Origin of the sequence: Lacrimispora amygdalina (genome assembly GCF_900205965.1) — a bacterium.
GTDB lineage: Bacteria > Bacillota > Clostridia > Lachnospirales > Lachnospiraceae > Lacrimispora > Lacrimispora amygdalina_A.
The window spans coordinates 41,640-56,054 of sequence record NZ_OAOF01000025.1 but is presented as its reverse complement, the minus strand read 5'-3'; the positions used below and the strand labels follow the sequence as shown (position 1 = coordinate 56,054).

General features: G+C 36.0%; 11 protein-coding genes. 7 read left to right on the top strand and 4 right to left on the bottom strand.

All coding sequences use genetic code 11. The annotated features are described in order from the left end of the window. The first annotated feature begins 441 nt into the window (after positions 1-441). The 3 genes from CRO04_RS22600 to CRO04_RS22590 all read left to right on the top strand — a co-directional run bounded on the left by CRO04_RS22600 (position 442) and on the right by CRO04_RS22590 (position 5,341). Positions 442-837, top strand: coding sequence for a hypothetical protein (locus CRO04_RS22600; RefSeq protein ID WP_097006513.1), 396 nt, complete (start codon positions 442-444; stop codon positions 835-837). A 110-nt stretch (positions 838-947) separates the two neighbouring features. Next, positions 948-2,450: a helix-turn-helix domain-containing protein gene (locus CRO04_RS22595; protein ID WP_097006512.1), complete on the top strand. Its 1,503-nt coding sequence runs from the start codon at positions 948-950 to the stop codon at positions 2,448-2,450. A 731-nt stretch (positions 2,451-3,181) separates the two neighbouring features. After that, the gene (locus tag CRO04_RS22590) at positions 3,182-5,341 is read left to right on the top strand and encodes an AAA family ATPase (protein WP_097006511.1); all 2,160 of its coding nucleotides are present in this window, start codon (positions 3,182-3,184) and stop codon (positions 5,339-5,341) included. A gap of 1,205 nt (positions 5,342-6,546) precedes the next feature. On the opposite strand, the gene CRO04_RS22580 is transcribed toward CRO04_RS22590, so the two are convergent. Then, a complete protein-coding gene (locus tag CRO04_RS22580; RefSeq protein WP_097006509.1) occupies positions 6,547-7,410 on the bottom strand; it encodes a helix-turn-helix domain-containing protein in 864 nt (287 codons plus the stop codon). A 115-nt stretch (positions 7,411-7,525) separates the two neighbouring features. On the opposite strand from CRO04_RS22580, the gene CRO04_RS22575 reads away from it, so the two are divergent. From CRO04_RS22575 to CRO04_RS26420, 3 genes are all read left to right on the top strand, one after another. Beyond that, complete coding sequence (locus CRO04_RS22575) at positions 7,526-8,155, top strand: hypothetical protein (protein ID WP_097006508.1); 630 nt, start codon at positions 7,526-7,528, stop codon at positions 8,153-8,155. 3 nt (positions 8,156-8,158) lie between these two features. Then, positions 8,159-8,326 (top strand): hypothetical protein, encoded by a 168-nt coding sequence (locus tag CRO04_RS26425; protein ID WP_166432658.1) that lies wholly within the window; start codon positions 8,159-8,161, stop codon positions 8,324-8,326. A gap of 77 nt (positions 8,327-8,403) precedes the next feature. Continuing rightward, a complete protein-coding gene (locus CRO04_RS26420; RefSeq protein WP_166432657.1) occupies positions 8,404-8,550 on the top strand; it encodes a hypothetical protein in 147 nt (48 codons plus the stop codon). Between the two features lie 1,169 nt (positions 8,551-9,719). Here CRO04_RS26420 and mobP3 read toward each other — a convergent pair. The 3 genes from mobP3 to CRO04_RS22560 all read right to left on the bottom strand — a co-directional run bounded on the left by mobP3 (position 9,720) and on the right by CRO04_RS22560 (position 13,799). Continuing rightward, positions 9,720-12,641, bottom strand: coding sequence for a MobP3 family relaxase (gene mobP3, locus CRO04_RS22570; RefSeq protein WP_097006507.1), 2,922 nt, complete (start codon positions 12,639-12,641; stop codon positions 9,720-9,722). Beyond that, positions 12,634-13,014, bottom strand: a complete 381-nt coding sequence (locus tag CRO04_RS22565; protein WP_166432656.1) for a hypothetical protein — start codon at positions 13,012-13,014, stop codon at positions 12,634-12,636. The genes mobP3 and CRO04_RS22565 overlap by 8 nt, the downstream gene beginning before the upstream one ends. Before the next feature lie 176 nt (positions 13,015-13,190). Continuing rightward, positions 13,191-13,799 (bottom strand): tyrosine-type recombinase/integrase, encoded by a 609-nt coding sequence (locus CRO04_RS22560; RefSeq protein ID WP_097006505.1) that lies wholly within the window; start codon positions 13,797-13,799, stop codon positions 13,191-13,193. A 165-nt stretch (positions 13,800-13,964) separates the two neighbouring features. On the opposite strand from CRO04_RS22560, the gene CRO04_RS22555 reads away from it, so the two are divergent. Next, the gene (locus tag CRO04_RS22555) at positions 13,965-14,414 is read left to right on the top strand and encodes a single-stranded DNA-binding protein (protein ID WP_166432655.1); all 450 of its coding nucleotides are present in this window, start codon (positions 13,965-13,967) and stop codon (positions 14,412-14,414) included. Position 14,415: the final 1 nt, after the last annotated feature.

The following is a 14,415-nucleotide window of genomic DNA, read 5'->3' as shown; positions in this document are numbered from 1 at the left end:
CAAAGAACAATAACAGCTGCAATGGACAACAGAATTAAATATACTAAAACGGTACTAATACTCGTATTAGAAGATGAAGTTGAGTTATATGTTTGATTAGGATTTAAAAGAGAAGGAGTTGTGTATGGAATTAATAATAAAAAAAATAGATGAAATAAATAATGTTATGCATGGTGATAGCATTAATAAAATTTTAATCATGGTTTTATTTATGATTTTATGCATTCACATTACTTTTGGATATGAATTATATAATATTCTATTTTCTGAATTTGAAACATTTGAATTATTTAGTTATAAATTACTGTATCTCTTTTATTGTTCAATTCCATTCTTAATAATTTTATACTCGATGATTTTTTAACCGAACACAACTAAACTGAAACTTGCCGTAGTTACGTATATATAAGAGATTTTATAGGATTTTGTAAAGGAGAAAGTATGTATAAAACATCAGAAGTAGATCTAGATACAACAGTAAAAGCATTATTAGAAAGTGAATTAGGCTTTTTGTTACTTCAATCCGATAGCATTGATATAGATATGTATAGTTTGCTATCAGAAGGAAGTTCTTACGAAGATAGACAGGGAATGTTTGGTTATGGCACTCATGTAACTTATCATTTATTCCCTCTTATGTATCATAAATCACATGAAAATGAATGTGATTATGTAAAAGCCAGAGCAAACGCTATTCATAATGCATTTACTCGTTGGGTGGATTTTGGATATAACAAATTTCATGCTAAAGAGCCATATGGCTGTAAAGCATTTTTAAAATATATAGATAAATTAGAATGGTATAATGCGGATTATATGTTACTTATGGTTGAATAAACTGACAAACTTATATTAGCCAGGATTAGATGTCCGACCGGATTGGTCTGCAGATGACAATCAAGTCTCGGATCAGCCTTGGACTGTATTATTATAAAGGTGCAGTCGCAATGGCTGGAGATGTAATAACCGCACATGAAAAAACAGAGATAAGTGGGTGGGACGTTATGAGAACACAAACAGACATTATAAAATTTGAGGAACATTCGATATATGCATCAGGCTATGGCTTTGCTCCTAAATTTTTAACGCAAGATACTGAGCTGTCAATAGCTGCAAAAGCAGTATATTTATACTTTTGCTCGTTAACTGGAGGTAATTATAGTGTATATCCTACCCGTGCACAAATATTGTATGACTTGGGCATAGGTAAGGATAAATACTATGCTGCCATGGAGAATTTAACAGAGCAAAATTACATACACATTAGCAAAGAAAAAGCAACAGCTAATAAATTTGAACACAATATTTATCATTTGAATCTTAATCCTAAACGATATATGATTGATGATAAATTATCTGGTGATACGATAGTCGTGGATGGACTTCTTTCTGGCGGCTCCGGGATGCTTAGTTATAGAGTTATGAAAAGCAGAGCCATATCCTGTACCGAAAAAGTGATATATGGTTATATTGTATCATTTATGGGGGCAGGAAATACTAGAATGCCCGCACGTGATGAAATACTTGTACATCTTGGAATAAGTGAAAAAACATATAAAAGGTCTATTGCCAAATTAAGTGCGTTGGAATTAGTAAAATATTCTCATGTACGAGACAAATTTGGTCGTGTTGCAGGTGGCAGATATGAAGTAATATTGACACCCACAACATGGACAAGTGTATCAGCTATTCCTCTGAAAGAGCAGGATGAGTCTGTAACTGAGGATAGACAAACAGAACCAAGGGGTCAAATTGGGGACACGCAAAATGAGCTATGGGGTCAAAATAGGGACACGCAAAATGAGCCAGGGGGTCAAATTGGGGACACGCAAAATGAGCCAGGGGGTCAAATTGGGGACACACAAAATGAGCCAGGGGGTCAAATTGGGGACACACAAAATGGAACCATGGGGTCAAAACGGGGACACTACCATAATAATAATATTTCTAGTATTTATAATACCACTACTACTAAAGACATAAATAAATTGTTAATTCTGAAATTAACCAGTAAAACAGATGAAGATGTTGTTGAGGTATTTGAGGAATACATAAAATCTTCAATGAACAAGCAGTGTCTATCTGATCCGGAACGAATGGTGATAGAGTATATTAGTGAACTGTTTATTTTTAATCAAGGAGTGAAGAGCAAAGGGCTGGAACGACCATATGAATATTTAGAGTCAAAGACTATAAGAGCGATTGAAGAAAATAGTTTTGCGAAAACAATAAATCGAATTGTTGAGCTTTATGAAAAAAATAAAGAACCAATATCTTATCCTCAGGGCTGGGTTCAATCTGTTTATGCAAGAATTATAGGTACCACGCAATGGGACATTACTCTGGATACAAAAAAAAGACCACCAAAACCTCTAAATGCTTTTCAGAGTTTTCCGCAGCGAGAAACTGATTACGATTCATTAGTGCTTGAACAGATGAAACTTTTATAAAGATATCGGTATTTAAAGGATTTGACCAACTTTTAGTTGGACAAACAAAAAGATATGTAATGTAGTTGTTAATCGAAAATAACTAATATATAATAATTTTTGAAAGGAGAACGATAGAAAGACAAAATGCTTATTTTGTCACATTGTAATGCCCCTTAATTATATAATACGGGCATGAAGTAGTCAATACCTTTTGATTTATTCAAAAATAAGTTTAAAATTTATAACTAGGATTAAAAAAGTCAAATACAAAAAGACCATAAAAAAATGGCCTATTTCTAAAAATATCATGTCAAAACAAACTTGTCAAGATCAAAACCCTAAAAACAACACCATGATTATTACATACGTTTGCTCTCTCCTATCTAGTCGGCGGTGGAAACCTGGAATTTCTTCGTGATATGCTCGGTCATAGTAATTACATTACTACAAGGGATTATGTGAAAATGGCTAACCAGTATCGCATGATGGCTGCAAATGTGTATAAACTATATGATATTTTCTTCCGGCAGATAAAATAAAATATCTCAATCAACCTTCCCGATCGGCCGGAGCTTCTCTGACCGGGAACTTGGTTGAGATACACTTTTTTAACTTGTAAAATTTACCATTTGTAATATAATTAAATTATTTGAATTATTTATTTTTTATAGCGTAACATTATGAATCTAATATAATAGAAAAACGGGAAGTTGAAAGAAGTATGACCATTTATTATGAAAGGGGCAATAATGCAGGAAACAATTATAGAGATAAAAAAGTGCAATAATATAGAGAAAGCAAGAATTACTATTATGGAAAAAGAACTCAATATTAAATACGCTTTTAATGGAACAGGAAAATCAACAATGGCCAAAGCTATCGATTTAAAAAGTTGTAATGGTAAATTCGATTCATTAATCCCTTTTGAAGTTAAAATAAAAAAGACTAAAGACAAACCCTTTATATCAGATATACCATATAGTAATGTTAAGGTTTTTAACAACGATTACATAGCTAAGTCAGTTTTTCAAAAAACAGACTTAGTAAAAGATGCATTTGAAATATTTATTAGAACCGACGAATACGACAAGGTAAAAAACAATATTGATTTAAAATTTGAAAAAATAAAAAAAATGGCAGTTGAGCAAGATGGTGTTAGTAGATTAAAACAGGCAATAGATAAGATTTCAAGTCAAATAATGATGACGACTGACCAAAGACTCGATTTGCGTAAAGTAGGAATAAAGCAGATTTTAGATAGCTCTAAGACATCATTTGCAAAACCCCCAGAAGCATTGAAAGAATTTGAGCCATTCTTTAATGATGAAAACAAGGTGAAATGGGCTGCATGGAAATATGAGGGAATTGAAGAGTATTCTGAACATGGAAAATGCCCATTTTGTGCTCAAATAGATACACCGCAAAAAAAAGAATACTCAAAAATATTCAAAGAAAAATTTGATAAGGATGCAATTAAATTTGTCGATGATTTAAAAAAATGTTTCGATTCTATATCGGAATATGTAAACGAGGATAAAGTAAAAAAATTAATGTCTTTATTTGAAGATCAAGCTAACAAAGAAGACTTAGAAGTGGAATTGCAAGCACTTGGAAACCAGGTTTCTTATATAAACAATAAATTAGATAGAATCTCTCATTTTAGTGGGTATTCAATTGACACATCTAATTTAAATTCATTTAAAAATGAGATTGAAAGAATGAAATTAAATATATCGACTATTGGATATTTCGAAACAAATATAGTAGATGTAATAATAAGAAACATCAATGAACAGATAACAGAACTGCTAGATATGATAATTGAGTTAAAAAAACAAGTAGCAGATTATAATAAATTATTGGCTAAACAAATAGAAACGCAGAAAGAAGATGTCAACGAATTTCTTGAGCAAGCAGGATATCCATATTACTTCTATATTACAATGGAGCAGCACGGTGAAGCAAAAGCAGTATTATGTAGTAAAAAAGACCCTGATGGAAAACATGAACTGAAAGATCCAAATAATAATCTTAGCTGGGGGGAAAAACATGCATTAGCTTTGTTGCTGTTTATGTTTGACGCAATATATAGTAAAGCGGACTTAATCGTTTTGGATGATCCTATTTCATCATTTGATTCAAATAAGAAGTACGCTATTATGAATAGATTATTTAAGACTGGTGTAGGTGGTAATAGTTTTTATAACAAAACTGTATTGCTATTAACCCATGATTTTGAACCTGTAATTGACTATATACAAGTTGGAAATAAAATCGAAGCAAACGCAAGTTATCTATATAATATGGATGGAGACCTAAATGAAGAACCCATCATAAAGGGACAAGATTTATACCCAATAGCAATCCTGCTAAAAGAGGTATATTCGGATAATTATTTACCAAAGCAACTTAGGATTTCTTTTGTGAGAAAATATATAGAAAGTACAGTAAAAGAACCTAGGGAAAATTGTATGGCATATAACATCATCTCAAGTTTAATACATGGACGAAGCTTCCCAACTTATGATAATGCTGGAAAAGATCCTATGAGCGATAGGGATAAAATCAGTGGTGAAAATTACTTGAGTGACAAAGTCGGTTATTTTATATATGAAGATGAATTAGTGAAATTTAGTCGTGAAGAAATATTGAAATTGTATGCTGAAGTTAATAATCCATTTTATAAAATGATGGTTTTACGTCTATATTCTGAAATTGATTCTTGTATCAGGAAAACTTTACGCAGAGAAAATGATCCATTGAGAAAGTTTATTGATGAGTCATATCATATAGAAAATGATTATATGTACTGTTTGGATTTCAGAAAATTCAATGTAGTTCCACAAAACTTTATTAAATTAGCTACAAAGTTTGTGAATAAGGAAATACAAGAACTAAGTAATACCTAAACAATTTCTCGATTCTAATGCGGCTTCACATTATGTATATACTTGAGTTAGAATTTAAAAATAACTTTTCCATAAGATACAAAAGGTACTGTCCCCGACGCTCACAGCCGTCAAAGACAGTACTTTTTTTACCCTTAAGTCCTTCCCAAAGGACAAATAGATTCCCACCGCTATTTTTACACAAGGAAAGCACCAACCCCTCAGCTCTCCGTCTGAAAAACCAGTACTTTTTTAGTACGCCTTCAGGAACTCGGATCCTGGACAAATAGATTAAGAGCCTATCAATGTATTTAACTGAAAATTTGGATAAGGCATGGGCTACGAATGGATCCGGATTATGGGGAAGTGGTCGCCCAAAGCGCAGAGAAGGCCTTTTACATACTAGTATTAAAGATACACGGATTGACCGAGAGAAGGGGAACCCTTCTTTTTTTGGAATATGCTGATTCTAAAACTGGAAGTTAAGGGTCGATAATCAAAATCCAGTCGGCAGACAGAGCCGGAAGCCAGGTGCCATTAAGATAAAACCGGAACTGGTTCCGGTTGGTAGATCGGAGCCGATAGCCAGGTGCCAGAAAAATAAAACAGGAACTGGTTCCGGTTGGTAGATCGGAGCCGGTAGCCAGGTGCCAGAAAGATAAAAACCAGAACTGGTTCCGGTCGACGGCTCAAAGTTGGTAGCCAGGTGCCAGAAAAATAAAACAGGAACTGGTTCCGGTTGGTAGATCGGAGCCGGTAGCCAGATTCCAGAAAGATAAAAACCAGAACTGATTCCGGTCGGCGGTTCAGAGCTGGTAGCTAGGTGCCAGAAAAATAAAACAGGAACTGGTTCCGGTTGGTAGAGTGGAGCCGGTAACCAGGTGCCAGAAAGATAAAAACCAGAATTGGTTCCGGTCGGCGGCTCAGAGCTGATAGCCAGGTGCCAGAAAAATAAAACAGGAACTGGTTCCGGTTGGTAGATCGGAGTCGGTAGCCAGGTTCCAGAGAGATAAAAACCAGAACTGATTCCGGTCGGCGGTTCAGCGTTGGTAGCCAGGTGCCAGAAAAATAAAACCGGAACTGGTTCTGGTTAGTAGGCCAAAGCCGGGAACCAGGGGGGCGATTGGCAAACGAGAATTTAGACAAAAGAATAAGGAATACTTGTTTATCAATCGTTTTGGTGGGGTCTTTTTTTATCAGAACAGTTACGAATAATCTACCAGAAATCATTTGATATCAAGTTTATCAATATGAGCCTCTCTAGTGGTATCTACAAAATCTTTGTAAGAATCAACATTAGCCGGATAGGAATCAAGAAATGAGGTTACTAAGTCCATGAAGCATGAAGTTAGTGTAAAGTTAGCTTGCTTTTTTCCTTCGGGAGATACTGCTATATAGTTTTCACGAAAGTCATTTAATATGTTAGATATCTTTTTATCATTAAATCCTTTATTCATATAGTACGCTTTCATTGCTTGTGTATATTGGATGATAGCACCTTCTGGTGAAAGCCTGTTAGACATAATTGCAAATTCGACATTACGCGTAATTGATACAGCATTAAAGCCTTCAATAATGTCCGATTTATATTCGGATGCATCAAACCGACGATGTATGTTTTCGACAATTATTCGATTGTATAATGCACTGTCTAGAGGATAGCAATTTTTAATTAAATGATTTAAGAACTGATACATTATATGATAGTAGCCATGTTGGTCCATAGGTTGTTCAAGCAGCGCAGCAAATGGAGCGTGTATTAACTTTATACTTTCTGGAAGCAGTCCAGTTTCAAAACTTACATCTGTGAGTTGCTTGCTTTTTTGATCATATTCGCATAGGAGATATTCTGGAGTGCAGTTGTAGACGCTAGCAAGGTCGAGTAGTTGAACTAGACTTGGAATATTATTTAAGCCAGTTCCATCCTTCCATCCCTTTTCCCAGCTTTGAACGGTAGGCTTTGTGTAACCGGTTTTCTCTGCTAATGTGTCTAATGTAAATCCAGATTTTTTACGCTCGGAATGAAGACGCTTTGCAATATTTATATGCATTTCCTTGCTTGTTAATTGTTCATCTAAATAGTTAAGCATATTTAACTCCTTTGCTTTACGGATGTGTATTCTGGTTAGAATAGGTTAATTTCGCTTTACTATAATTTAGATTATAATAAAAATCATTAAAACACAAGTAGGAGGTAGTAATAAAATGAAAAAAATAATAGGTTGTAAACTAGTAACTGAATATGGTGTTGGAAACACAGAGGTAAATAGAGTGATTGCAAATATAACAATCATAGATACTTATAACAAGCAGCGTAGAAAGCTAAATATATCATTTGATGATGTTAGTCGGATGCTTTCAGGAAAAGGGAGTTATATATTAGAGTGCGATAATATTAATTTTAGTCCTGAGAAATTATGTAATCCAGGAGGGGATAAAGATTTTGGATGGATTGTATCACTACTAATTAATGCAGCTTATTATTATAGCTTTATTACGAAGGATAAGTATATTTCAATGGTGAGGAAACATTTTGACGAATATTACTTACCAAGATATTACTCTAAGAGTAAGTTGTGTTCGGATTTTTTTAATAGGTATTTTCTTAATAAAAGTAAAAATGCTTTTGGAACGTATGAAAATATGTTTCAGCACTATGAGGATGTAATTGAAGCTAAGGGAAGAATAGTCTATTTGCAAAAGGGTGGAAAATTTTGTGGTTGCTACTACGACGAATATAATCGTTGTAGACCAATTACCTCATCTAAATATTCTGAAAGGATTATTCCAATAGCAGAGAAACTATGGGTTTGTTTCTCAGAAGAAACTAAGTAAGCGATGAATAAGCTGCCATATATACAACGATATGGTTGCCGGGAGCCAAGGGCCGGAAGGAAAACCGGAACTGGTTCCGGTCAGCAGATCAGGGTCGGGAGCCATGGTGCAGTAGGAAAACCGGAACTGGTTCTGGTCAGTAGAGCAGAGCCGAGAGCCAGGGGCCTGTAGAAAAACCGGAACTGGTTCCGGTCAGTAGAGCAGAGCCGGTAGCCAGGGGCTGATAACCAAACCGGACCTGGTTTCGGTTGACAGAGCAGAGCTGGAAGCAAGGTGGTGTAAGACTAACCGGAACTGGTTCCGGTCAGCAGAGCAGAGCTGGGAGCCAGGGGCTGGTAGGAAAACCGGAACTGGTTCCGGTCAGCAGATCAGGGTCGAGAGCCATGGTGCAGTAGGAAAACCGGAACTGGTTCCGGTCAGTAGAGCAGAGCCGGGAGCCAGGGGCCGATAGGAAAACCGGAACTGGTTCCGGTCGGCAGGTCAGGGCCAGAAACTAGGGTGTGAAAAGCAAACCGGAACTGGTTCCGGTCGGAAAATCAGGGCCAGAAACTAGGGTGCGGAAAGCAAACCGGAACTGGTTCCGTTCGACAGCACAGGCAAGGATCAGGACTGGAGCTGGGAATATCAGAGAGAGGGAACATTGATAGAAAAATCTGGACAGTTGTTAAGATTATAAGAGCACACCATGGAAATATGCATAACAGATTATTCCGTCATGGAAAACTGCATTCACAAAATATGGAAAGCAAGATCAAGCTTACCACATTTTGCAAACACTGTTTACCACAACTTCATGGGAAATCAGTTATACACATTACCACAGTGTCGGCGTCAACGAACAGCATTTAAAGAGCAGAGCAGACCACCCCGTCCCGTTCCCCTGAGGGGAAGCCCTCCGTTCCAGTCGCTCGATTGTCGCTCCCTTCACTAAAATGCTAACCATGCGATAAAGCCGCATAGCATTTTGAGGCAGGAATAGAAACCGCCACCTTGTGGGACGGTTTGCCCAACAACATACTGGCAAAGCCAGTATTTAAAAGCTTTTAAGAGATTATAAAACAATCCCAAACCATAGTCCCATTTAAGTATTTTTCGCATTTATTTACTAAAAAGTGGGATGCTTTTTTCTAAAAACCTTTTAATTACGTACTCTATCGTGGGATTATCGAAGAAAAAGGTATAAAAAAACAGCGATTAAATAAATCGCTGCAATTTCTACCAAAGAAATCCTTTATTGTATGATGTTAGTAAGTGTGATATAATCCACTCGTTGTCGCACCCATTCTGGCAACAGAAAGGGGGTGTAAAATTGGAAATAGTAATTTCACTTTGTGTTTCCATCATAGCAGGTGTGGTTTGCCACCTCATTTGCAAATGGCTAGATGGAGATGACTGTGACAACTAGCCTAAATGAAAAACCCAGAGGATAGCCGCCTCTGGGTTTTTCGCTTTGTGTAAAATTGGAAATAATTTCACTTTTGCCTATAGACATTATATCATATGTCATTGGCAATATCAAGTATACCCCAAAAACCGATTTTTAATATGAATGAAGGGGAAGCAATTAGACTTCTGGTTCATAAGTCTGGGAATGCTTGTGAGGATTTCTCCGAGCATTCTCTCTAAGTGCTTTTTTGTTACCCTTGATACCTTTATCTGTATAAAGTGAGCCATTCCGGGCTTTGTTGTTTGAGTAGCATAAAGATCTTAACAGGTTTCCGAACAATGAAAATACTTGCTGAGTAGCTTTTTCTTCTTCAAAAGTCTCATAGGCCTGTTTTGATCGTTCAGCAAATTCATTTCCAGCTGCAGCTGATTTATCAAGCCAGTATATCCCTTTTTCCTTGTTTTGCGAAACCCCTTTACCCCAAAGATATATGTTTCCTAATTTGAGCATTGCAAAATCATTACCTAAGTAAGCAGATTGTTCCAGGAAGTCTATAGCTTTATGGATATCGTAGTGACTTGTATCAGGAGCTGATAAGAGTTTTCCAAAAGAATACATTGCCTGGTGATTTCCCATATTGGCCGATTTTTCAAGGTAGGAGATAGCAAGCGGGATATTGGCCAGCAATTTCGGATATTTATCTTTAGAATCACTATACATGTTACCTAGTTTAAGCATAGCAAAATCATTTCCCAGGCTGGCTGCTCGCTCCAAGTGTTCGATAGCTTTACGTATATCGTAATGACCTAAATCTGTAGCTGAGAAAATCTTTCCCAGGGAATACATTGCCAGGCTATTACCCAAATCGGCTGATTTCTCAAGGTAGGAAATAGCAAGTGGGATATTAACTGGCAGTTCTGGATATTTTTCAGCGGGTCTACAATAAATATTTCCTAACTTAAGCATAGCAAAATCATTTCCCAGTTCAGCAGCGTGTTCTAAGAACTTGATGGCCTTAAAGATATCATAGCTTTTTGCCTTTGGATCAGAATAAGCAGATCCTAAAGCATATGATACCAAATGATTCTCTGGAGTAAGCTTATATAATTTCTCCAGGATTTCTATTGCCTTCTTTAACAAATGCTCATCATTGGATTGTATATAAATTTTTGATAATGAGTATAATGCATTAGTATTTTTTAAAGCAGCAGCTTTTTCAAATAATAAGGTTGCCTGTTCAATGTCAACCTCTGTCCCCAAACCTAATTGATGCATTTTACCCAGACGATATAATAAATCATCATTCTTTTCTGATTTGATTAGCATCTCAGAAAAACCATCAAACGCTTGCTTATAATATTTTTTGGATATATCATCATTTAGTGTGTCAAACAATCCCTCATGATAAATACGTCCTAATTCAAATGCAGCGTAGTTATTTTTTTCCGAAGAGCTTTTTAATAAATTGACTATATGAGCTTTGTTGCTGAAATCATCATTTGCCTTAGCCTCAGACATTAATATTTTTGCAAGAGCGTATTGAGCGTAAACATTATTATCAGCTTTTTCGTACCAAGATTTAGCTGATTCAATATTTTCATCTGTACCCTGGCCGTATTGATACATTTTTCCAAGTCGGTATGCGGCATAATTACTCTGCTTTTGGTTCGAATTATAGATGGTATAAAAACCGGAGAGGGCTTCCTGGTAGTAAGTAGCAGCCAGCTCTGGATCAGAACCTGCTAAATTGCGTTCATAGATCTTTCCAATTTCATATGTAGCCAGTATATTCCCTTTACGATGTTCCCCATCTAATAACGATATTGCCTTGTCGAAATCAGGTGAATCTGCGTAAAGTTCAGCTAAGGCAGCTTTAAATTCTCGGTTCCAATTAATAAAGACAGCATCATTGGATAAAGAATGCTCTGAATAATCAATTTTAGGTAAGGCCGTTAAATCAAACTCTTGCCCAGATGAGTCAAATTCATCAATGCTATCCACGGGATCAATTATCTCAATTTCTGATTTTTGATTGATTACTGAAAAATACAAATCTTTATTTGTGCGTAGTTCCTTGACTGAATTTAATACAATATTTCCCAATCGTGTATCAATATCTTTCCTTGCCTTATCGAGCGTAACTTGTCGTTGTTTTTCGGTGGGAGAATAAGTTAAGGCCATTTGTTCAGTATAATTAAAGAATTTTTTATACTCATCTTGTATTTCGTACTTACTTAGTATAGTGCTGACAAGGGAATTTATTTTTTCTTTTACTTCTGGTGGCATGTACTTGTATTTCAAGCTACCTTCTGAGGGAACTGCTTCTACTAATTCCAATATTTTTTTTGTGGAATCGGAAAGTAGTTGCTTATTAATTCTGGATAACGTACGAAACTCAGGAATCCCCAATACCTCTTGTTTAAGTGAGTCAATTTCTTGTTTAATATCTTTTTTGGTTGATTTTGTAAGAAGATCTCGAAAATCTGTTTTCAGACGCGCATATTGCTCACGTTCTTGTTTAAACATCTGTTTTGAAAGGAGTTCACGACATTTATGTTGTTGAGGTATGGAAATAAACGGTTTTATATGTTGCTCTTTTGCTTCACTCCATAACATAAAATGTACATGTGGGTGACGCTGTTCGTTATGGAAGGCTGCAACCCAAGCTAAGTTGGCGTTAGAGATACCAAATGTTTCCCCAATATCAGGTAAGTTTTCATGTATAAATTTAGCCCAGCTTTCTTTATTGGTAAAGTTAAGGTCCTCGGCATCCTCCTGGCTCAGAGAGATAATACCTCTGAATATACATCGTTTATTCGATATTTTTTTCATGTAATTACATATTCCATTTACATCATTTGTATTAATATTACCGAAAAGCCCATTACTTCGTGGACGTTCATTAATATATTTTATGTAGGCTTCATTCTCAGCAGCACTTTTCATATTTTTTTCAAATGAATTCAATTCTTTTTCAAGCGGCTGCAGATCAACACCTTCACGGGTGGCAATATAGTACAAATGATTATAATTCCTTATTGCAGTGGATTTTTTATTAGGAGTGAGGCACCTAATCTTCGAAATTAATGGTTTATGCATTGGGTTTGTACCCCTTGCTCAATATGGAGGCATAGTCAATGTCGTCGCTTATCTGAGAATCCTCGTCTGACTCCATAAAATCTAAATCAATATCAGGAGATTTGCCATTTCGATATACATAATTAAAAGCATCTCTACGAGCTGATTCATATAGCTCCCTGAACTCGCTTTCCTTAAGTCCACTCATGGTGTACTGCATGGATTTGAGTAGTAGGAATTGAGCAGTTGCCGCCGTGCTTAATGCTTTATGTTCCAGATCTTTTAATTCTTTAAATTTCCCGTCATATTCTGAACGAAGTGTTCTTCTGAGTGCTGTAGTAATTATATCAAGACCACGTTCTGCAGCGTCAGAAACTATTGCATCATGTAACATTCTTCGAGCCATCTCTGCTTTACTGATTCCTTGTTCGTCCGCCATGGCTATTATTTGTTTGTGATCATCGTCTAATAGGCGAACATGTAACTCAGGTAAGCAGCAGCTGGTTTTGCTTTTTTTTGTTTTCGCATCCCTCATAATCGTGTAGATAGAAAGAAATTGCAATGCCTATATTATATTTTGCTGTTTGATATTTTATCGTAAAGCCCTTTTTGGGCCTCGATAGAATAATTGAGGTATATCATTGTGTTACTGATATATTTGTGACCAAGCCACCATTGAACGTCTCGCACGTCAATATTAGGAATGGCAATAAGTTCCATGGCACGAGTATGCTTGAGTGCATGGAAATGCCATTTATCCCGACTTATTGTTGTGAAACTACAATAAAATTTCATCAGAATATCTAAAGTTTTGCGATTTATTGGTCGGCCACTTTTGGATGGGAATAAATAATTACTGGTGAAGGGAGTTCTAATTCTTTCCTGATAATATTTCTCTAATTCATAAAATACCCGCTCATCAACAATCTTCAGAACATTACTCACACTTCCTTTTAACCTTCGACAGAAAACACTCCGATCTTTCACATTGAAATCTGTAATTTCAATTAACCCAACCTCGCTGGCACGTAAGCCACAGTATTCAGCAATCAAAAAAATAGCAAGATTACGTGAGTGAAATTTTGATGACGTATCAACTCTTTTAATTACATCTATTAATTCATTGTACTCTGCCGTTGATAAATATTTTATGTTTGAGGTACTAAATGATGATCCCATTGGATATTCACCACCTTTTTTAGTTTAGTTCAAACAGCAATGTGACAAAATAAGCATTTTGGGACATAGAGTATAATACCACATATTTCCAGATTTGCAACCTTGTACTTATTCAGATTAGGAATGTTACCAAGAATAAAAAAAGTCAACAAAAGGAGGAAAGATATGCAGCAAACTATGCTTATTGGAAGAGTAGGTAATGATTTCAGGTTTTTTGATAATGGTAAAGTTCCATTTGCCTGTGTTTCTGTTGCTGAAAATCAGTATTACAGAGATAAAGAAACTGGAGAACGGAAGCAGTATACGACCTGGATACCGGTGATTGGATATGGCCCTAAGGCTGAGTTTATGCGGGACTATTTAAAAAAGGGAAATCGGATTGGTATTACCGGAATGTGGAGAAATCTACACTATGAAAAAGATGGAATAAAACATTATCAACTGGCTTTACGTTTGCAAGAGGTTCAGTTTTGTGATTCAAAAGTAATCTCAGAGCAGGAGACCTCTGATGAAACTGCAAATGATGGTTTTGTCCATGTAGGATCAACAAATCAGCCATTTGGGGAAGATTTCACTATGCCATCATATGTTCCTGGTCTTGATGATGAGGAATAGA

Bases quoted from the DNA above. Each gene is read 5' to 3' on its own strand.
- CRO04_RS22600 (WP_097006513.1), top strand. From the start codon at position 442: ATGTATAAAACATCAGAAGTAGATCTAGATACAACAGTAAAAGCATTA.
- CRO04_RS22595 (WP_097006512.1), top strand. From the start codon at position 948: ATGGCTGGAGATGTAATAACCGCACATGAAAAAACAGAGATAAGTGGG.
- CRO04_RS22590 (WP_097006511.1), top strand. From the start codon at position 3,182: ATGCAGGAAACAATTATAGAGATAAAAAAGTGCAATAATATAGAGAAA.
- CRO04_RS22580 (WP_097006509.1), bottom strand. From the start codon at position 7,410: ATGCTTAACTATTTAGATGAACAATTAACAAGCAAGGAAATGCATATA.
- CRO04_RS22575 (WP_097006508.1), top strand. From the start codon at position 7,526: ATGAAAAAAATAATAGGTTGTAAACTAGTAACTGAATATGGTGTTGGA.
- CRO04_RS26425 (WP_166432658.1), top strand. From the start codon at position 8,159: ATGAATAAGCTGCCATATATACAACGATATGGTTGCCGGGAGCCAAGG.
- mobP3 (WP_097006507.1), bottom strand. From the start codon at position 12,641: ATGCATAAACCATTAATTTCGAAGATTAGGTGCCTCACTCCTAATAAA.
- CRO04_RS22565 (WP_166432656.1), bottom strand. From the start codon at position 13,014: ATGTTACATGATGCAATAGTTTCTGACGCTGCAGAACGTGGTCTTGAT.
- CRO04_RS22560 (WP_097006505.1), bottom strand. From the start codon at position 13,799: ATGGGATCATCATTTAGTACCTCAAACATAAAATATTTATCAACGGCA.
- CRO04_RS22555 (WP_166432655.1), top strand. From the start codon at position 13,965: ATGCAGCAAACTATGCTTATTGGAAGAGTAGGTAATGATTTCAGGTTT.